This window comes from Streptomyces sp. NPDC002779 (genome assembly GCF_042888685.1).
Lineage (GTDB): Bacteria > Actinomycetota > Actinomycetes > Streptomycetales > Streptomycetaceae > Streptomyces.
Genome location: NZ_JBIAQC010000006.1, coordinates 20,302 through 39,335 on the forward strand (window position 1 = coordinate 20,302; position 19,034 = coordinate 39,335).

General features: G+C 71.3%; 16 protein-coding genes. 3 read left to right on the plus strand and 13 right to left on the minus strand.

From position 1 onward, the window contains the following. Positions 1–64: 64 nt before the first annotated feature. The 12 genes from pstA to mshD form a co-directional block, all read right to left on the minus strand. Positions 65–1,117, minus strand: a complete 1,053-nt coding sequence (gene pstA, locus ACFYW5_RS18130) for a phosphate ABC transporter permease PstA (RefSeq protein WP_389418004.1) — start codon at positions 1,115–1,117, stop codon at positions 65–67. After that, the gene (pstC, locus tag ACFYW5_RS18135; RefSeq protein WP_389418005.1) at positions 1,114–2,118 is read right to left on the minus strand and encodes a phosphate ABC transporter permease subunit PstC; all 1,005 of its coding nucleotides are present in this window, start codon (positions 2,116–2,118) and stop codon (positions 1,114–1,116) included. The genes pstA and pstC overlap by 4 nt, the downstream gene beginning before the upstream one ends. 104 nt (positions 2,119–2,222) lie before the next feature. Continuing rightward, positions 2,223–3,347 (minus strand): phosphate ABC transporter substrate-binding protein PstS, encoded by a 1,125-nt coding sequence (pstS, locus tag ACFYW5_RS18140; RefSeq protein ID WP_389418006.1) that lies wholly within the window; start codon positions 3,345–3,347, stop codon positions 2,223–2,225. A gap of 313 nt (positions 3,348–3,660) precedes the next feature. Further along, a complete protein-coding gene (locus ACFYW5_RS18145; protein ID WP_389418007.1) occupies positions 3,661–4,092 on the minus strand; it encodes an NUDIX hydrolase in 432 nt (143 codons plus the stop codon). A gap of 46 nt (positions 4,093–4,138) precedes the next feature. Next, positions 4,139–5,269 carry a CHAD domain-containing protein gene (locus ACFYW5_RS18150; protein WP_389418008.1) on the minus strand — a complete coding sequence of 377 codons (1,131 nt, stop codon included), beginning with the start codon at positions 5,267–5,269 and terminating at the stop codon, positions 4,139–4,141. Beyond that, positions 5,250–7,481, minus strand: a complete 2,232-nt coding sequence (locus tag ACFYW5_RS18155) for an RNA degradosome polyphosphate kinase (RefSeq protein WP_389418009.1) — start codon at positions 7,479–7,481, stop codon at positions 5,250–5,252. Before ACFYW5_RS18155 ends, ACFYW5_RS18150 begins: the two co-directional genes overlap by 20 nt. A 363-nt stretch (positions 7,482–7,844) precedes the next feature. Then, complete coding sequence (locus ACFYW5_RS18160) at positions 7,845–8,744, minus strand: hypothetical protein (RefSeq protein WP_389418010.1); 900 nt, start codon at positions 8,742–8,744, stop codon at positions 7,845–7,847. Beyond that, positions 8,741–8,944, minus strand: coding sequence for a hypothetical protein (locus tag ACFYW5_RS18165; RefSeq protein WP_389418011.1), 204 nt, complete (start codon positions 8,942–8,944; stop codon positions 8,741–8,743). The genes ACFYW5_RS18160 and ACFYW5_RS18165 overlap by 4 nt, the downstream gene beginning before the upstream one ends. A gap of 263 nt (positions 8,945–9,207) precedes the next feature. Beyond that, on the minus strand, positions 9,208–10,197 hold the full coding sequence (locus ACFYW5_RS18170; protein WP_389418012.1) for an ABC transporter permease: 990 nt from the start codon (positions 10,195–10,197) through the stop codon (positions 9,208–9,210). Next, positions 10,194–11,096, minus strand: coding sequence for an ABC transporter ATP-binding protein (locus ACFYW5_RS18175; RefSeq protein WP_389418013.1), 903 nt, complete (start codon positions 11,094–11,096; stop codon positions 10,194–10,196). Before ACFYW5_RS18175 ends, ACFYW5_RS18170 begins: the two co-directional genes overlap by 4 nt. Next, the gene (locus tag ACFYW5_RS18180; RefSeq protein WP_389418014.1) at positions 11,093–11,479 is read right to left on the minus strand and encodes a GntR family transcriptional regulator; all 387 of its coding nucleotides are present in this window, start codon (positions 11,477–11,479) and stop codon (positions 11,093–11,095) included. Before ACFYW5_RS18180 ends, ACFYW5_RS18175 begins: the two co-directional genes overlap by 4 nt. A gap of 100 nt (positions 11,480–11,579) precedes the next feature. Further along, complete coding sequence (gene mshD, locus ACFYW5_RS18185) at positions 11,580–12,506, minus strand: mycothiol synthase (protein WP_389418015.1); 927 nt, start codon at positions 12,504–12,506, stop codon at positions 11,580–11,582. A gap of 167 nt (positions 12,507–12,673) precedes the next feature. Here mshD and ACFYW5_RS18190 point away from each other — a divergent pair, with 167 nt between their 5' ends. The 3 genes from ACFYW5_RS18190 (at position 12,674) to ACFYW5_RS18200 (ending at position 16,814) form a co-directional block, all read left to right on the plus strand. Further along, a complete protein-coding gene (locus ACFYW5_RS18190) occupies positions 12,674–14,491 on the plus strand; it encodes a bifunctional metallophosphatase/5'-nucleotidase (protein ID WP_389418016.1) in 1,818 nt (605 codons plus the stop codon). Positions 14,492–14,689: 198 nt separating this feature from the next. Beyond that, positions 14,690–16,315, plus strand: a complete 1,626-nt coding sequence (locus ACFYW5_RS18195) for a vanadium-dependent haloperoxidase (RefSeq protein ID WP_389418017.1) — start codon at positions 14,690–14,692, stop codon at positions 16,313–16,315. A 22-nt stretch (positions 16,316–16,337) separates the two neighbouring features. Continuing rightward, positions 16,338–16,814 (plus strand): hypothetical protein, encoded by a 477-nt coding sequence (locus ACFYW5_RS18200; protein ID WP_389418018.1) that lies wholly within the window; start codon positions 16,338–16,340, stop codon positions 16,812–16,814. An 83-nt stretch (positions 16,815–16,897) separates the two neighbouring features. Here the strand turns inward: ACFYW5_RS18200 and ACFYW5_RS18205 are convergent, their stop codons facing one another. Then, the gene (locus ACFYW5_RS18205; protein ID WP_389418019.1) at positions 16,898–18,970 is read right to left on the minus strand and encodes a pectinesterase family protein; all 2,073 of its coding nucleotides are present in this window, start codon (positions 18,968–18,970) and stop codon (positions 16,898–16,900) included. Positions 18,971–19,034: the final 64 nt, after the last annotated feature.

A 19,034-nucleotide genomic window follows, 5' to 3' on the forward strand; every position in this document is an offset into this window, starting at 1 on the left:
CAGGAAAGTCTTGCGATCGGTCGCTGTCTGGCCGCCGCGCGGCGGGGAGCCGCGCACAGATGCATCAGCGACCGGTGTTCGGGGCCTTCCAGCGGGCGATGCCGCGGGCCGCGAGGTTGAGGAGCATCACGATGGCGATCAGGGTGAGGGCCGCCGCCCAGGCGCGGTCGTACGCCGCTTCCGAGCCCGCGCTGTTCGCGTACTGCTGGTAGATGTACAGCGGCAGCGAAGCCTGCGCCCCTTCGAAGGGGTTGTTGTTGATGAACGGGTTGCCGAACACCAGCAGCAGAACCGGGGCGGTCTCACCCGCGATACGGGCCACCGCCAGCATCACACCGGTGGTGATACCACCGACGGCCGTCGGCAGGACCACCTTCAGGATGGTGCGCCACTTGGGCACGCCCAGAGCCAAGGATGCCTCACGCAGCTCGTTCGGGACGAGCTTGAGCATCTCCTCCGTGGAGCGGACCACGACCGGCATCATCAGGATCGCGAGGGCCAGGGCGCCCGCGAAGCCCGAGAAGCTCATCTCGAAGATCAGCAGGATGCTGAGGATGAAGAGACCGGCGACGATCGAGGGGATACCGGTCATCACGTCGACGAAGAAGGTGACGGCGCGGGCGAGGTTGCCGCGGCCGTACTCGACCAGGTAGATCGCGGTGAGCACACCGACCGGCGCCGCGATCAGGGTGGCGATGCCGACCTGCTCCATGGTGCCGATGATGGCGTGGTAGATGCCGCCGCCGGGCTCGGTGTCCGCGACGACGCCCATGGAGTGGGTCAGGAAGTAGACGTCGAAGACCTTGATGCCGCGCTGCACGGTCGACCAGACCAGGGAGACCAGCGGTACCACGGCGATCAGGAAGGCGACCCAGACCAGCGAGGTCGCGATGCGGTCCTTGGCCTGGCGCGTGCCCTCGACGCGGGCGGCGAGCGCGTACGTACCGAAGACGAAGAGCAGCGCGGCGATCAGGCCCCACTGGATCTTGCTGTCGAAGCCGGCGGCCAGGCTCAGGCCGATGGAGACGGCGAGGGAGCCGGCCGCGATGGCCACGGGGGACCACTTCGGCAGCCGGGCGCCCTGCAGGGAGCTGGGGTGCTTGACGACGGTGCTCATGCGTTGGCCCCCGAGTACTCCTTGCGGCGAGCGATGATCCATCGGGCCGCGCCGTTGACCAGCAGGGTGATGACGAACAGGACCAGACCGGAGGCGATCAGCGCGTCCCGGCCGAACTCGTTGGCCTCGCCGAACTTGCTGGCGATGTTCTGGGCGAAGGTGCCGCCGCCCGGGTTGAGCAGGCTGCCGTGGATGAGGAAGTCCGGGGAGAGCACGGTGGCGACGGCCATCGTCTCGCCGAGCGCGCGGCCGAGGCCGAGCATCGAGGCGGAGATCACGCCGGAGCGGCCGAAGGGCAGCACCGCCATCCGGATGACCTCCCAGCGGGTGGCGCCGAGGGCCAGGGCGGCCTCTTCGTGCATCTGCGGGACCTGGCGGAAGACCTCACGGCTCACGTTGGTGATGATCGGCAGGATCATGATCGCGAGCAGGATGCCGACCGTGAGCATCGAGCGGGCGGGCCCGCCCTCCCAGTCGAAGATGCCGGTCCAGCCGAAGTAGTCGTCCAGCCAGCCGAACAGGCCGTCCATGTGCGGTACGAGGATCAGGGCGCCCCACAGGCCGTACACGATGGACGGCACCGCGGCGAGCAGGTCGATCACGTAGGCGATCGGGCCGCTCAGCCTGCGCGGGGCGTAGTGGGTGAGGAACAGCGCGATGGCGACGGCGATCGGGACCGCGATGACCATGGCGATGATCGACGAGACGATCGTGCCGTAGGCCAGGACCGCGATGCCGAAGACCGGCTCGGTGCCGGTGGTGTTCCACTCGAAGGTCGTGAGGAAGTTGCCCTCGTCCTTGCTGATGGCGACGGCGGCCCGCCAGGTGAGGAAGACCGCGATGGCGGCCATGATCACCAGCAGGAAGATGCCGGAGCCACGGGCGAGACCGAGGAAGATCCGGTCTCCGGGACGGGTGGCGCCGCGGGCGTTGCGCTTGAGCTCGGCCTCGGACGGCTGCGGTGGTGAGGGTGCGGGAGTGTTCTTGGTGGTTATGTCCATCGGGTTCTCCGGTCTGCGGCGCCCTGCGTGGTGGAGGGCTCCTGGCGGCGGTGCACCGGACGGTGCGGCCCGGCCCCGGTGGGGAACCGGGCCGCACACTCAGGTCAGCTCAGGCCCGCGACGGTCTCGCGCACCTTGGCGATGATGTCGTCGGGCATGGGGGCGTAGTCGTTCTCGGCGAGGATCTGCTGGCCGTCCTCGCTGGCCATGTAGCCGAGGAACGCCTTGACGGTCGGCAGGGTCTCCGCCTTGTTGCCCTTGTCGCAGACGATCTCGTACGTCACCAGGGTGATCGGGTAGGCGCCGTCGGCCTTGGTGGCGTAGTTGAGCTCCAGGGCCAGGTCCTTGCCGGTGCCGACAACCTTGGCGTCCGCGATGGCGGCGGTGGCGGTGTCGACGGAGGCCTTGACCGGCTCGGCGGCGCCCGTGTCGAGGGCGACGACGGAGGTGTCCTTGGCGTAGGAGAGCTCCATGTAGCTGATCGCGCCGGCGGTCTGCTTGACCTGCTGGGCGACACCGGAGGAGCCGGACGCGGACTGGCCGCCGGGGGCGGTCCAGGCCTTGCCGCCCTCGTACTTCCACTGCTCCGGGGCGGCGGCGGTGAGGTACTTGGTGAAGTTGTCCGTGGTGCCGGACTCGTCCGAGCGGTGGAACGCCTGGATCTTGAGGTCGGGCAGCTCGGCGTCGGGGTTCAGCTTGGCGATCGCCGGGTCGTTCCAGTTCTTGATCTTGTCGCTGAAGATCTTCGCCAGGGTCGGCGCGTCCAGGACGAGGTCGTCGACACCCTCGACGTTGTACGCGAGGGCGATCGGGCCGCCGACCATCGGGAGGTCGATGCCCTGGCCGCCGGAGCAGACCTCCTTGGAGGCGGTGACCTCTTCCGGCTTCAGCGCCGAGTCGGAGCCGGCGAAGGCGACCGTGCCCTGCGTGAACGCGGTGATACCGGCGCCGGAGCCGCCGCCCTTGTAGTTGATCTGGACACCCTTGCAGGCCGCGGTGAACTGCTTGACCCAGGCGTCGATCGCGTTCTTCTGGGCGGACGAGCCGTCGGCCAGCAGCTGGCCCTTGGCGTCGTCGCACTTGATGTTGTTGGCCTGCGTGCTCGTGGTGGAGTCGCTGCTGCCGCTGTCACCGGTGTCGTCGGAGCCGCACGCCGTGAGGGCCAGGGCGCCGGAGACGGCGAGAGCACCGAGAGCGAGGGCCCGCCGGTTCATGCGCTGAAGCTTCACTTGAGGGAGTTCCTTCCAGGAGCCGCCGTCCTGAATCCGGCGGCGTGCGAAGTCTGTGAGGTGTGGGCGCCTGGCCGAGCCACGCGCCACACCGCGTAAGGCTGAAATTAGGCAGAAGAGGTGAAGGCGCCGACGGCCATAAATGAACGAGGGGTGAACCCCTGGGGACGGTGTGGTGAGGTCACGGAACGCTTACGTCGAGGACACAGGGTGATCCCGACCCGGGCCTCGAATGGTTACCCTACGCAATCGGGTGACTCCGGAAGTGGCGTGGGCGCCCGGCGTGTGCCGCCGGACCCCACATTCGGCCCAGTCATCGGCCGTTGCCTCGCTCGGCCGGGGTGACCAGCTCGTCCATCAGCTCCCGGTCCCGGGGCTGCGTCAGCCGGAGGCGGGCCGCCTCGGGGCGCAGCCAGACGATGCGGTCGACCTCGGTGGTCGGCACGAAGGTGCCGGGGCCGGCCTCGGCCGCCCAGTAGCGGACCTCCTTGGGGCGGCCGCCTGCCATGTAGGTCAGCGTGGAGAGCTCGCCGCCGGGCGTGGCCCGGTAGCCGGTCTCCTCCTCGACCTCCCGCAGGGCCGCGGCGAGCGGTTCCTCGCCGCGCTTCAGCTTGCCCTTGGGGTGTGACCAGTCGTCGTATTTCGGCCGGTGGACGAGGCAGACCTCCAGCTCGCCGTCGACCGGGGAGCGGCGCCACAGCACACAGCCGGCCGCCCGGACCGGGGAATCGTTCGTCGCGGTCACCGGGGCGCGGCCTCCTTCCTGTGTTCGGTCCTGTGCTCGGTGCCCCTCAGGGGGCGCTGACCTTCCGCAGCTGCCAGGACCCCCAGCACTGCTGGAAGGCGAAGCGGGCCGCCTCCACCTCGTGCCGCTGGTCGGCGTGGAGCACCCCGAGCGCGTACGCCGTGGCCGGGGCGATCCGCGGGGTGCGGGCCGCTGCGGCCGCCGCTGCCGCGGCCTCGGAGGCATCGCGGTGGCGGTCCAGGGCCTGGCCCGCGGTGAGCAGGCGTACGTCGACGGGGGCGTCCTCGCCGAGCAGGCACTCGCGGGCGTAGCGGTGCAGGCGGAGCAGGAGGCGGACCTGGTGCCAGGGGGCGTCCTGGGGGTGCGGGGCCGGGTCCGGGGAGAGGCCGTGGACGAGGGCCTCGGCGTTGTACGGGTTGCCCGCGGTGACCAGGGGCAGGGCGCCGACCGCGTCGGTGAGGCGTTCCTCGGCCGCGGCGGCCAGGGGGTGGAGGTCGGCGGTGGGGGCCGCGGTGGTGAGGGGGACCTCGCTCGCCAGTACGGCGATGTGGTCGGCGACCGCGTGGAAGCGGCTGGAGCCGAGCGCCTGGAGGGCGGTGCTGTGGGCCCTGGTCCGGGCGAGGGTGAGCTGGCGCTCCAGCAGGGCGCCCGCCTTCGCCGCGCCCACGGTCAGGTTGCCGCGCTCCGCGGGGGGCGCCGCCCCGGCCCGGCCGCCCGCCGCCGGGTCAGGGGTGCCGGCCGGGCTGCTCGCGGCCGCGTCGGTGGCCTGCGCCGGGAAGCTCGTCGCCCCCGACAGGCGGTGCAGCGCCAGCAGCAGGCGCTCCAGCCGGGCCGCGAAGGCGTGCTCCATGGCCAGGGTGCCCGACAGCCAGGCCAGTTCCGGGCGGATGCGTTCCGACCAGTCGGGGTCAAGGAAGGTGCGGAAGGTGTGCAGGCTGCCGCTGATGCGGCGGGCCGAGCGGCGCAGGGCGCGGGCCGCGTCCACCGACTCCGCCGAACCGTTCTCCCCGGGCCGGGCCCTCGCCCGCCCCAAGGCTCCTGAGTCGCCGCCGGTCTCCCGGTGCAGCCGCAGCGCGCGGAGGAACTCCAGGGCCTGGGTACGCAGGTATGCCTCGAGTGCCTCCCCGGTCACCGGCCCGGCCGTGGAGTTCGTCGGGTCAAGGTGTTGCTGTGCCACGCCGGCGCCTCCGGGCGTCTATGAGCATCTCCTGGACGTTCCGCAGGGGCTGGCCTTCCGCGTCGGTCGCGTGCCGGGTCCACTCGCCGTCCGGGCCGAGGTGCCAGGAGGCCGTGGCGTCGGACATGCCGGTCTCCAGCAACCGGTTGAGGGCCGCCCGGTGGGCCGGGTCGGTGACCCTGACCAGTGCCTCGATGCGGCGGTCGAGGTTGCGGTGCATCATGTCGGCGCTGCCGATCCACACCTCGGGTTCGCCGCCGTTGCCGAAGGCGAAGACCCGGGAGTGCTCCAGGAAGCGGCCGAGGATCGAGCGGACCCGGATGTTCTCCGACAGACCCGCCACACCCGGGCGCACCGCGCAGATGCCGCGCACCCAGACGTCGACCGGCACACCCGTCTGCGACGCGCGGTACAGGGCGTCGATGAGGGCCTCGTCGACCATGGAGTTGACCTTGATCCGGATGAACGCCGGGCGGCCCGCGCGATGGTGCTGGACCTCCTTGTTGATCCGGGAGATCAGGCCGTCGCGCAGGGACTTGGGGGCCACCAGCAGGCGGCGGTAGGTCTCCCGGCGCGAGTAGCCGGACAGGCGGTTGAACAGGTCCGAGAGGTCCGCGCCGACCTGCGGGTCCGCGGTCAGCAGGCCCAGGTCCTCGTACAGCCTCGCCGTCTTCGGGTGGTAGTTGCCGGTGCCGACGTGGCTGTAGCGCCGTAGCGTGTCGCCCTCCTGACGGACCACCAGGGACAGCTTGCAGTGGGTCTTCAGGCCGACCAGGCCGTAGACCACATGGCAGCCGGCCTCCTCCAGACGCTTCGCCCACTTGATGTTGGCGTGCTCGTCGAAGCGGGCCTTGATCTCGACCAGGACGAGCACCTGCTTGCCGGCCTCGGCCGCGTCGATGAGCGCGTTGACTATCGGGGAGTCGCCCGAGGTCCGGTACAGGGTCTGCTTGATGGCGAGGACGTCCGGGTCCTCGGCGGCCTGCTCCAGGAACGCCTGCACGGAGGTGGAGAAGGAGTCGTAGGGGTGGTGCAGCAGCACGTCCCGGCTGCGCAGCGCGGCGAAGATGTCGGGCGCGGTCGCCGACTCGACCTCGGCGAGATCGCGGTGGGTGCCGGCGACGAACTTCGGGTACCTCAGCTCGGACCGGTCCAGGGAGGCGAGCCGGAACATTCCGGTCAGGTCCAGCGGGCCGGGCAGCGGGTACACCTCGGCCTCGCTGATCTTCAGCTCGCGCACGAGGAGGTCCAGGACCTCGCGGTCGATGGACTCCTCGACCTCCAGGCGCACCGGCGGCCCGAAGCGGCGCCGCATGAGTTCCTTCTCCAGGGCCTTGAGGAGGTTCTCGGTGTCGTCCTCCTCGACCTCCAGGTCCTCGTTGCGGGTGACGCGGAAGGCGTGGTGCTCCAGCACCTCCATGCCCGGGAAGAGCTCTTCCAGGTGCGCGGCGATGACGTCCTCGATGGGGACGAAACGGCCGGGGCTGGACTCCAGGAAGCGGGAGAGCAGCGGCGGCACCTTGACGCGGGCGAAGTGGCGGTGCCCGCTGACGGGGTTGCGCACCACGACGGCCAGGTTCAGGGAGAGGCCGGAGATGTACGGGAAGGGGTGGGCCGGGTCGACGGCGAGGGGGGTCAGCACGGGGAAGATCTGGTGCCGGAAGAGGGTGAACAGACGGGCCTGTTCCTTCTCCGTCAGCTGGTTCCAGCGGACCAGGTGGATGCCCTCCTCCGCGAGCGCGGGGGCGACGTCCTCGTGGAAGCAGGCGGCGTGCCGGGCCATCAGCTCGCGGGAGCGGGCCCAGATCATCTCCAGCACCTGGGTGGGCTGGAGCCCGGAGGCGGACCGGGTGGCGACGCCGGTGTGGATGCGGCGCTTCAGGCCGGCCACCCGGACCATGAAGAACTCGTCCAGGTTGCTGGCGAAGATCGCCAGGAAGTTCGCCCGTTCCAGCAGGGGTGTGGTGGGGTCCTCGGCGAGTTCGAGCACCCGCTCGTTGAACGCCAGCCAGCTGCGCTCCCGGTCGAGGAAGCGTCCCTGGGGCAAGGGGGCGCCCTCGGTCGGCGCCTCCTCGTAGGCGTCGAGGTCGGAGTCGATGTCGGGTTCGAGGTCGGAGACCGAACCGGCCACCGTGCGCGAGCGGTGGGCGGCTATGGAACCGACGGACGGCTGCGCGTGCTGGACCTGTGCCTGGGCGTTCTGCTGACTCATGGACCCATTCTTCCGCGTTCCCAGGGGAACGGGCGCGTCGGAGGACGCGGGCGGGAGCGTGGCGGTGAGACGTCGGGCGTCCCCGTTCCCCGCGGCTCCCTCGGGAGGCTGCGAAGGCTCTGGCACGGCGGGTTTCATTCGGCGAGCGTCGCAAGCCCATCTGAACCAATGGTTACGGCGACATGGCGTGCGGGACACCGGGCGGCGGCTCCCGGACGTCCGCGTGCCGGGACAGGACGTGCGGGTGGCGGCTCCGGGACGTCCGCGTGCCGGGACGGACGTGCGAGCGGCGGCTCCCGGGACGTCCGTATGCCGGGACCGGACGTCCCTCCCCCCGTAGGAGGGACGTCCGGTCCCGGAGATTCAGACGGTCCGGCGGCGCAGCAGCCGGAAGGCGGTCAGCACGGCGACGGCCGCGAGGGCGAGGAGGATGCCGCTCTCCACGTACTGCAGCGGCCAGAAGTGCGACCGGGGGTGGACGCTGACCTGGGTCTGGGTGGAGGAGACCTGCATGGCCGAGCGGGGCACCTCCCAGCCGGCCTTGTCGCGGGTGACCGTCGGCCAGAGGTCCTCACGATGGCGTTCCAGCAGGTTGAAGAGGACCAGCGAGGCGGTGAGGGCGGCCCCGGCGGCGGGCAGCGCCCGTGCGAACAGCATCCCGGCGAGGGCGCCGAGGGCGAGCCCGGCGAGGGCGTGGGCGACGGCGGTCGGGCCGGTGCCGACGAAGACGTCCGGGTGGTACCAGTCCCCGACCAGGTTCGGGTTGTCCTCGCCGCGCGCCCATGCGCCCAGCAGGACCACCGCGCTCGTGCCCGCGGCGAGCAGCGCGGCGGGGACGGCGAGCTTGGCGGCCAGCCAGCGCGTGGGGGAGACGGACTGCGCCCAGGCCCATTGGGCGGTGCCGTTCTCCAGCTCACGGCCGATGAGCACGCCGCCCGCCCAGGCGGCCACCGGGAAGATCAGGAAGGCCAGGGCGCCGGTGACCAGGGCGATGCCGGTGGAGTACGCCTCGTCCGCGGTGATCGCGTCGACCGCCGCGCAGGACGGCAGCCCGTCGTGGGCCGGGATGGCGCAGGCGCCGCTGCCGCGCTCGGCCTCGTCCGCGAGGGCGGCCAGCCGGACCAGGAAGGCGGCGGCCGCGAACAGGGCGAGGCCCCACAGGACCAGCGCGGTGCGGTGCAGCCGCAGCACGGCCCAGAGCAAGCCGCCGGGGCGGAGGGCGGGGCGGCCCGCGGGGGCGGCGGTGGCGGTGAGGGCGGTCATACGGCGGCTCCGGGGCGGCGCGTCAGCGGCGCGAAGCGGGCCCGCGGCCGTCCGCCGGGGCGGCCCGTGGGGGAGGGCGTGGTGGTGAGGGCGGTCGTGCGGCGGGCGGGGTGGCCCGTGGCGACGGTCGCGGTGGTGAGGGGGGTCATGGGGAGGGTGGGGCGGTCTGTGGGGACGGGCGTGGCGGTGAGGGTGGCCATGCGGTGGCTGCTGTGCGGTGCTTCAGGGGCGTGAAGCGGGTCCGGGGCCGTCCGCCGGGGTGGGGGGACGGGCGTGGGGGTCAGGGGGGTCATGTGGTGGCTCCCGTGCGGTGCTTCAGTAGCGCGAAGCAGGCCCGCAGCCGTCCGCCGGGGCGTGGTGGTGAGGGGGGTCATGTGGCGGCTCTGGTGCGGAGCTTCTGCAGCGCGACGCAGGTCCGCAGCCGTCCGCCGGGCCGGGGGGACGGGCGTGGGGGTCAGGGGGGTCATGTGGTGGCTCCCGTGCGGCGCTTCAGTAGGGCGAAGCAGGCCCACACCGCGGCGGCCGTGATGGCGAGGACCAGGGCGGTCTCGACGAGCTGGAGGGGCCAGAAGTGGTCGGCGGGGTGGTAGTAGGCGTAGAAGCCGGTGATGTCGCGCTCGGAGAGGCAGCCGGGCATGCCCATGCAGTCCGGGATCGGGACGTGGGCGCCGTCGCTGGTGAGGGCGCCGCCCTCGACGATCAGGCCGACGTGTTCGGGGTAGTCGTCCGTGGCGGTCACCAGGTCCGTCGGCCACAGGTGCGGGCGCAGTGCGTCCAGCCGGTCGGAGAGTGCCAGTACGGCCAGGGTCGCGACCGCGAGGGCGGGCAGGGCGCGCGGCAGGAGCAGGCCGACGAGGGCGCCGACGGCCAGGCCCAGCAGGGCGTAGGCGGTGGCGGTGGTGCCGTTGGCCAGGTAGACGCCGTCCCAGGAGCGCCAGCCCATCACCCGGTGCAGGCTGCCCGAGGACCACACCAGCCGGTGCAGCAGGGTGAGCGTCAGCATGCCGGTGGTGAGCAGGGCGGCCGGCACCGCGAGCTTGGCGGCCAGCCAGCGTGCGGGGGAGACGGACTGCACCCAGGCCCACTGGGCGGTGCCGTTCTCCAGGTCGCGGCCGATGAGCGCGCCGCCCGCCCAGGCGGCGGTGAGCAGCGGCACGAGCCCGAGCAGGCTGCCACCGGCGGCGAGGATGTCGTCGTACCGGGCGAAGGCGGGGCCGGTGAGGTCGCAGCCCAGGCTCGGCTCCCCGGGGCCGCAGCCCGCGTCCCGGTACTCGGCCCAGGCGGCGTCGATGCCCGGGCCGTACGCCCACAGCAGCGCGCCCGCGGCCACTGCCACCAGCATCAGCCAGAACAGCAGCGCCGAGCGATGCACCCGGAGCATCACCCAGACCAGCCCGCGCGGACGGCGGGAGCGCGGCGCGGTGGCGGTCGTCCGTACGGTCACGGCGGTCATACGGCCGCCTCCTGGGCGTCGGTGAGGGCGAGGGCCGGGGCGTCGGGGGAGCGCAGGTGGGCCAGGACCAGCTCCTCCAGGGTCGGCTCGGTGGGCTGCCAGGCGGGGGCGACCGGGCCCTCGGGGCGGATCAGCGCGGTGAGCTGGCGTCCGGTGGTGCGGGACTCGACGACGGTGTGCGGGGCGAGCGGGTCCCCGGCGCGGCCAGTGACGAGGGTGTGCGCGGCGAGCACGTCCTCCAGGGGCCCGGCGAGCCGGATCCGGCCGGCGCCGAGCAGCAGGAGGTGATCGCAGGAGCCTTCCAGCTCCGCCACCACGTGCGAGGACATGACAACCGTGGTGCCGTGTTCGGCGGCGTCCGCCATCAGGGTGCCGGTCAGCTGGTGCCGGGCGAGCGGGTCGAGATCGGCCATCGGCTCGTCCAGCAGCAGCAGTTCGGGGCGCTTGCCGAGGGCCAGGGCGAGGGCGACCCGGGTGCGCTGGCCGCCGGAGAGGGTGCGGATCTTGGCGTCCGGGTCCAGGTCGCCGTCGGCGACGATCCGCTCGGCGGCGGCGCGGTCCCAGCGCCGGGGGTTCAGCTCGCGGCCGAGCCGCAGGGTGGCGGCGACGGTGAGCTGGGGGTGCAGGGGCTTGTCCTGGGCCACGTAGGCGAGGCGCTCGCGGGCCGCGGCCGGGGTGGTGCCGAGGACGGTGACGGCCCCCTCGCTCGGCCGCAGCAGCCCGGCGGCGAGGGCGAGCAGGGTGGACTTGCCGGCGCCGTTCGGGCCGACGAGGGCGCACACGACTCCGGCGGGAAGCCGGAAGTCGAGCCGCTCCAGACCGGTGGTCCGCCCTTGAGGGCGCAGTCGCCGACGGAATCTCTTGCTCAGTCCCGCCGCCTCTATGGCGATCTCGCTCACGCCTCGTCCCCCTTGAAGTGTTTTTCCAGTACGGCGGTGAAAAGTGCCGCCACGTCGTCGTGCTCCAGGCCCGCCGCGCGGGCCCGCGCCGCCCAGTCCGTCAGTTCGCCGCGCAGCGGGGAGTCGGCGGGCGCGGCACCCAGCGACCGCGTCACGAACGTGCCGAGGCCGCGGCGGGCCTCGACCAGGCCCTCGCGCTCCAGCTCGCGGTAGGCCTTCAGCACCGTGTTCGGGTTGATCGCCGTTGCCTCCACCACCTCCCGTGCCGTGGGGAGCTTGTCGCCGGGCGCCAGCAGCCCCAGGCGCAGGGCCTGCTTGGTCTGCTGGACGATCTGCAGGTAGGTGGCGACGCCACTGCGCCGGTCGATGCGGTACTCGACCACTCCGTTCCACCACCCTTTCACTAATCAAGTAGTGAAAGGGTGGTGTAGGGGGGCCCGAAAGTCAAGCGTGCTTCCGCCGCCCCGCGGCCCCCCTCCCGCGCTACGTCTCCGTCCGGTACATCAGATCCGTCTCGTACGTCACGAACCCCATCCCCTCATACACGGACACCGCCGCCTTGTTGTCCGCGTCGACATACAGCATCGCGTCCCGCACCCCCCGCCCCGCGAGGTGCCGCAGACCCACCGCCGTGAGGGCCTTCCCCAGCCCGCCCCCCTGCGCCCCCGGCCGCACACCGAGGACGTACACCTCACCGAGCCCCTCCTCGGCATGCACCTTGGTCCAGTGGTAGCCGACCAGTTCCCCCGCCCGCTCCGCCAGGAAGAACCCCGCGGGGTCGAACCACGGCTCGCCCATCCGGTCGTCGAGGTCACGCTGGGTGAGAGAACCCTGCTCGGGATGGTGGGCGAACGCGGCGGCGTTGACCGCGAGCCACGCCCCGTCGTCCTGTCCGGGCACAAAGGTCCGCACCGTCACCTCCGCGGGCAGTACCGGCTCGGCCAGATCCAGGTCCGCCAAGGGCCGCCGCATCTGCCGCAGTTCACGGAACAGCGTCAGCCCCAGCACCTGCGCCAGATGCCGGGCCGCCGAGTGCCCGCCGTGCGCCCACACCCGCAGCCGCTTGCCGGAGGCGGCGAGGAGGGCCGAACCGAGCGCCCGCCCGTGGCCGTGCCCGCGGTGCGCGGGGTGGACGACCAGTTCGGCGGCCGGCGCCTCCACCGGATCGGTGTCCTCCAGCTGGGCGTACCCGACGAGTTCGGAGTCGACCGTGAGCAGCAGATGCGAGACACCCTCGCGTTCGCCGCCGCGCAGTTGCAGCCGTCCCTGCTCGGACACCGCCTGCTGGCCGTCCCGCCGGGCGGCCTCGGCGAGCAGGGCGAGCACCTCCTCGGTGCGGTCGGGGGAGAGTGCGGAGTGGGTCTCGATGGAGCGGCCCCCACCGGGCCGTACGGTGTCGTCGCTGGTCATGCGTACGAGGGTAAGCCGAGGCCAGGCCGGACCGGCGGCAAAAGGGAAACCAGGATGTAACCCGGAACCGCCTTCCGCGCTACGCGCGTTGACTCTAGGCTGCGCCCCGGGCGATCACCGCCCTCTCATGACTCTCTTCCGCTCGTACGACTCACAGAGGGGGGCGTATGCCAGCCATGTCCACTCAGCCGGAGCACCGCCGCAGACGCCGGACGCAGCTGATCCTCACCGCCGCCGCGGGCCTCGCCACGGCGGGCGCCCTGGCCGCCGCGCTGCCGTCGGCCGCCAGTGCCGACGAGAAGACCGGCAAGCCCGGGACGAGCCGTTACCAGGACGTGCAGCTGCTGTCCTTCAACGACTTCCACGGCAACCTCGAGCCCCCCACGAGTTCCTCGGCGCGGCTCACGGAGATTCAGCCGGACGGCAGCGTCAAGACCATCGAGGGCGTCGGCGGCGTCGAGTACCTGGCCGGCTCGCTGCGCAAGGCCCGGGAGGGCCACCCGTACTCGATCACGGCCGCCGCGGGCGACCTGATAGGCGCCAGCCCCCTCATCTCCGCGCTGTTCCACGACGAGCCCACGATCGAGGCGATGAACGCCCTCGACCTGGACGTCACGGGCGTCGGCAACCACGAGTTCGACGAGGGCGCCGCCGAGCTCAAGCGGATGCAGAACGGCGGCTGCCACCCGAAGGACGGCTGCTACGAGGAAGGGCGGACCTTCGAGGGTGCGCAGTTCCCGTACCTGGCCGCGAACGTCGTCGACGAGAAGACCGGAAAGCCGATGCTCGACCCCACCTATGTGTGGGAGAAGAACGGCGTGAAGATCGGCTTCATCGGCGTGACCCTGGAGGGCACGCCGGGCATCGTCACCGCCGATGGCGTCAAGGGCCTGAAGTTCCTCGACGAGACCGCGACGATCAACAAGTACGCGCGCGAACTGCAGAAGCGGGGCGTCAAGTCGATCGTCGCGCTGATCCACGAGGGCGGCGCCCCGGCGTCCGAGGCGTACAACTACGACTGTGACTCGAACGGCCCCGGCTCCGGCATCTCCGGCCCGATCAAGGACATCGCCACGGGCGTGACCGCCAAGGTCGACGCGCTGGTCACCGGCCACACCCACGCCGCGTACGCGTGCACCGTCCCGGACCCGGAGGGCAACCCGCGCACGGTGACCTCCGCCGCGTCCTTCGGCCGTCTCTACACGGACACCACGCTGACCTACGACCGGCGCAGCGGCGACATCGTCCGCACGTCGGTGAAGTCCGCGAACCACGTCGTCGTCCGGGAGAACCCGGCCTCCGACCTGACCGATCTGATCGCCCGTTACAAGGCGCTGTCCGCACCGGTCGAGAACCGGCCCATCGGCTGGATCGCCTCCGAGCTCGCCCAGCCCAAGGCGCCGGACGACTCCCCGCTCGGCAACCTGATCGCGGACGCGCAGCTGGCCTACGCCAAGTCCGTGGACCCGAGCGCGGACCTGGCGCTGATGAACCCGGGCGGGGTGCGGGCCAACCTCACGTACGCCTCCTCCCCGGCCGGTGAGGGCGACGGCGTGGTGACGTACGGCGAGGCCTTCAGGGTGCAGCCGTTCGCCAACACGGTGAACCTGGTCGACCTCACCGGCGCCCAGCTGCTCACCGTGCTGCAGCAGCAGGTCTCCGGCGCCAACGCGGCCGCCCCGAAGATCCTGCAGCCGTCGGGGCTGACGTACACGCTGGACCTGACGAAGACCGGCGCGGACCGGATCGTCACCGACTCCGTCCGCGTGGCGGGAGCCCCGCTGGACCCGGCCGCGGTCTACCGGGTCGCCGCCAACTCCTTCCTCACCGGCGGCGGTGACGGCTTCACGGAGCTGGCCAAGGGCACGAACCCGCTGGTCGGGCAGGACGACCTGATGGCCTTCGAGACCTACCTGGCCGCCAACTCCACGGCGACCAACCCGCTGCCGGCGCCCGCGACGGACCGGGTGAACGTCATCAAGTGACCGACCGCGCGAAGGGGTCCGGGGACGCTGTCGCCGGACCCCTTGCCGTGTTCCGAGCGCGCAGACGTCTGGCGTGATCCAGCCATGTTCACGCGGCATTTCATATTCCGAACTGGCCCCCCAGTCGGACGCTGAGCCTATGCTGCGTCTGATCTTGTCTGAACGATCAACTTTTATGATCTCTGGAGGGGCAAGACTGTGAGAGATCCTGTCAGACGCTCCATCACCGTCATCCTGGCGCTGCTTCTGGCATGTCTGGGCATATCGGCGCCCGCGCACGCCAGTTCGACGACGGGCGACCGAGTCCTCTACTGGAACCAGGCGCTGCTCGACGCCTACGTCACCACGGGCGGCGCTCCGGGACCGCTGTCACGGTACGGGGCCATGATGCATCTGGCCATGTACGACGCCGCGAACGCCAGCCGCTGCCACAGCAGCGGCGGCTTCAAGCCGGAGAACTGCCTGGGGGCGCTCTACACCCCCGGCATCAGCGTGAAGGCCGGTGTCGCGCCCAACGTCGAGGCGGCACTGGACCACGCCGCCTACAACGTCCTCAAGTCCGTCCTGCCCGCTCTCGACTTCACCCCCTACCTCACGGCGGCCCGCTCCGGCGAGCCGGTCGACGCCACCACCGCGGAGGGCAAGAGCGTCGGCGAGAAGGCCGCCGCGGCGATGATCGCCCGTCGTACCAACGACGGATCCCAGGACACCACGCCGTACACCCCGAGCACCGACCCCGGTCAGTGGCGGCCGACGGGCTCCGGTCCGGCGGCGACTCCGAACTGGGGCAAGGTCAAGAAGTTCATCGACTACGGCGACTACCCGTGGACGCACTTCAAGACCACGGCGCCCGACCTGCGCCCGCAGCAGCCCGGCGGGATCGCGACGATGCCCGAATTGCTGAAGAGCTCCGCCTACACGGCCCAGTTCAAGGAGGTCGCGGAGCTCGGCGCGGCCAACAGCAAGACACGGACCGCCGAGCAGACCGAGATCGCCTGGTTCTGGGCGAACGACCTGAACGGCACCTACAAGCCGCCGGGCCAGCTCTTCGAGCACACCCGGATCGTCTCCCAGCAGCGCGGCCTCGACCAGCTCGCCAACGTCCAGCTGTTCGCCCTGGTCGCCGGCTCGATGGCGGACGCGGGGATCTCCGCCTGGGACGCGAAGTACCAGACCGCCATCGATCTGTGGCGGCCCGAGAGCGCGGTCCGGCTGGCCGGCTCGGACGGTAACCCGGACACCGCGCAGGACAGCTCCTGGCAACCGCTGTCCGCCGATGAAGCCGGGAACCACTTCAGCCCGAACTTCCCCGCGTACGTCTCCGGGCACGCGACCTTCGGCGGAGCGTGGGCCGAGTCGATGAAGCAGTTCTTCGGCACGGACAGCATCTCCTTCACCGGCACCACCGACGACCCCCACGCGGTCGGGGTCACCCGCACCTTCCCCACCTTCAGCGCGGCGGCCACCGAGAACGCCCGAAGCCGGGTCTACCTCGGCGTGCACTTCCAGTGGGACGGCGACCTCGGCGTCGCGACGGGCCGCAAGGCGGCCGGCCAGATCCTCAGAAACAGCTACGGCCCGACGAGTTACAACGACAAGACACCCGTCTACCGCAGCCCCGCCCTCACCACCGTGGGCAAGGAATGGCTGATCAAACCCATGGGTGCCACGAGCGTCGGCAACATGTACGACGGCCCCCACGCGTCCTGGTACTGGTGTGACGACTACGGCGCGGAGAACACCTACGGCCAGCTCATCTGGAACTCCTACGGCTGTGTGAACGGCTACGACGGCTCCACGCACGCCTACTACACACCGCGCTAGTACCGGAAAGGACGGTCTTCCCGTGATCAGGAAGCATCTCCGACGGATCGGCGTGACCGCCGGTGTGATCGCCGCGCTGGTCTCCGTCGCGGTCGCCGGCGCCAACGCGATGGGGTCGCAGGCCGACCCCAGCGTGCCGGGGACTCTCCGGGTGTTCGCCGGGCCGTACGAGCAGGCGCAGTTCTGCGAGGGCGGCCCGACCCCGGCGATCTCCGGCGCGAGCGGCGGCGCGCTCGCCGCCTCGCCCACCGAGTTCGGCAAGGACGCGGGCAAGAACAAGAGTTACTCCTCCCTGCGGGCCACCTTCGAGGTCGCCGAGCCGGGCGAGGCCCCGCTCATCACCAAGACCAAGCGGATCTGGCCGAACGGCATGGTGTTCAACCTCGCCCTCGCCGAGGGCGAACTCGAGCCGGGCGACTACCAGTTCCGGCTGCGCGCGACCGGCGGCAACAAGGTCTCGGCCTGGACACCCTGGTGCGCGTTCACCGTCACTCGGTGACTCACGTCAGGTGCGCGTGAATCTCACCTGACGGGTCAGGAAGGCCGGTTCCTCATCGGGAACCGGCCTTCTGCGGGTGGGCGTCAGGAGGCCGAAGGGGCCCAGCCCTGCAGCCAGTCCGCGACTTCCTGGTCGGCGGCCTGGGCGTCGGTCAGGTGGGGGCGGTCGGGGGATGCGGTGCCTGCGCCGGGGCCGGTGTTCTTGTACTCGGCGAAGCGGTCGTCCTTCCAGGAGAAGCCGCTCATGTCGGTCCAGGGGGTGGTCCTGATCGCGGCGCTGAGGGTGGTGTTGCGGACCGTCGTCTGCGGGTCGAGGGCCGCGTCACCGCCCGCGTGCCAGGGGCGGCCGAGGTAGAAGGTGCGGTCCGAGACGGCGCCGTTCACCGTGGAGTTGGCGATCAGGATGCCCTTGCGGCCGGCGGCCGTGCTCGGGGCCGTGACGTAGCCGGCGGAAGTGCCGTCCCAGCGCTTCTTCAGGGTGATGACCGAGCGGTCGATCACCGCGGTGGCGCGGCCGAAGATGAAGTCGACGTTGCCGGTGACGTAGGAGTTGGTCATGTAGACCCGGCCCAGGCGGTCCTTCGCGGCGGTGTCGAGGAGGAGCGTGTCCTGATCGCCCTCCACGATCACCGAGTCCAGGAACACCTTGTCCGCCGCCGTTCGCAGGGCGACGGCCTGGTGGCCGGAGAGGTGCTGGTTGGCCTTCTCGTCGAAGTCGTTGGCGATGGTCAGGTTGCGGGCCTGGAAGTCGTCCGCCTCGACGGCGACGGTGGCGCTGCCGCTGGTGCCGTACGTGCCGCCGCCCGGCTTGGGGGTGCCGGAGGCGTTGTTGTGGACGATCACCGTGTCCTTGCAGCTGGCGCCCGTGCCCCGGATCGTGACGTGCGGCTTGTTCGCCGGGACCCTCACCGTCTCGCGGTACGTGCCAGGCTTGACGGCGATGACCACCCGGGCGGGGTTGTTCGCGGGTACGGCGTTCACGGCGGCCTGGACCGTGGCGTACTGGCCGCTGCCGTCCTTGGCGACCGTGAGCGTGGTCGCGGCGGCTGCCAGGGTGGTCGCGGTCCCTAGGGAACTGCGAGGGCCTGTCCCCGACTTCAGCAGCGCCGGCACGTCCGCCGTCCGGTCCGGCGTGTACGCGTAGTACGCCCTCGGGTCGAAGGCGGTGCCGCCGGACTCGTTGCGGCCGCTCGTGCCGGCGAAGGTGTTGCCCTTCTGGACGATCGCCGCCGTGCTGTCCTTGATGACGGGGTTCCTGACGCCCTGGAAGTAGGAGTTCTCCAGGACCATCCTGGTCCGGCCGCGCGCGTAATTGCCGTAGGAGGAGTTGATGGCGGTGCCCGCCGCGTCCTCCAGGTAGTTGTTGTACAGATGCGCGTGGGCGGCGTTGTCCGTCGACGGGTTGCGCTGTTCCGTCTCGCGGAACCAGTTGTGGTGGATCGTGATGTCGGTGACGAGGTTCTCGGTCCAGCCGATGCCGAAGGTCTTGTTGTTGTTGCTCAGCCTGTTCCAGGAGACCGTGATGTTCGTGCTGTCCTTGCGGACGTCGATCAGGCCGTCCGCCATGTGACGCAGGTCGTTGTGGTCGATCCAGACGTGGTGCGCGCCGTCCATCTGGACGGCGTCGAAGTCGTGGTCCTTGTCGTTCCAGACGCCCTGGTACGAGTCCCGGATGGTGAGGTTCCGGATGATCACGTTGTGCACGCCGGTGCCGAGGAAGAAGCCGCCGCCGACGATCTGCCCGGAGGTCCCGGAGCCGACGATCGTCTTGTCGCTGGCGACCTTGATCTCCTTCCCGACCGGGTTCATGGTGATCGTGCCCGCTACGACGACGACGTACGGCTCGGCCGCGGTCGCGTACTTCTCCAGCTCCGCGAGCGTCCGCACGGTGACCGTCCGGCCGTCCCGGCCGCCGTAGGTGCCGTTCTGGCCGAGCGAGTCGACGGAGGCGAAGCCGTCCGCGGTGGCGGTCGCCCAGGCGGGGGCGGTGGCCGCGGAGGCCGTGGACTGGGCGTCGTCACCCAGGAAGGGGGTGTAGGCGAGGACTCCGGCCGCGGTCAGGGTCAGCGGGAGCCCGACCGCCAGTGCGGTGTTCCTTCTGCGGTGCCGCGGCTTGCGGCGGGGGCGGTCCTCGGGGGAGGCGTGGGGGGCGTCCATGCGTCGGCTCCGTTTCGATCCGTCAGGTACGGGGCGGGTCGACGGGGAGTCGCCGCGGCGGGCG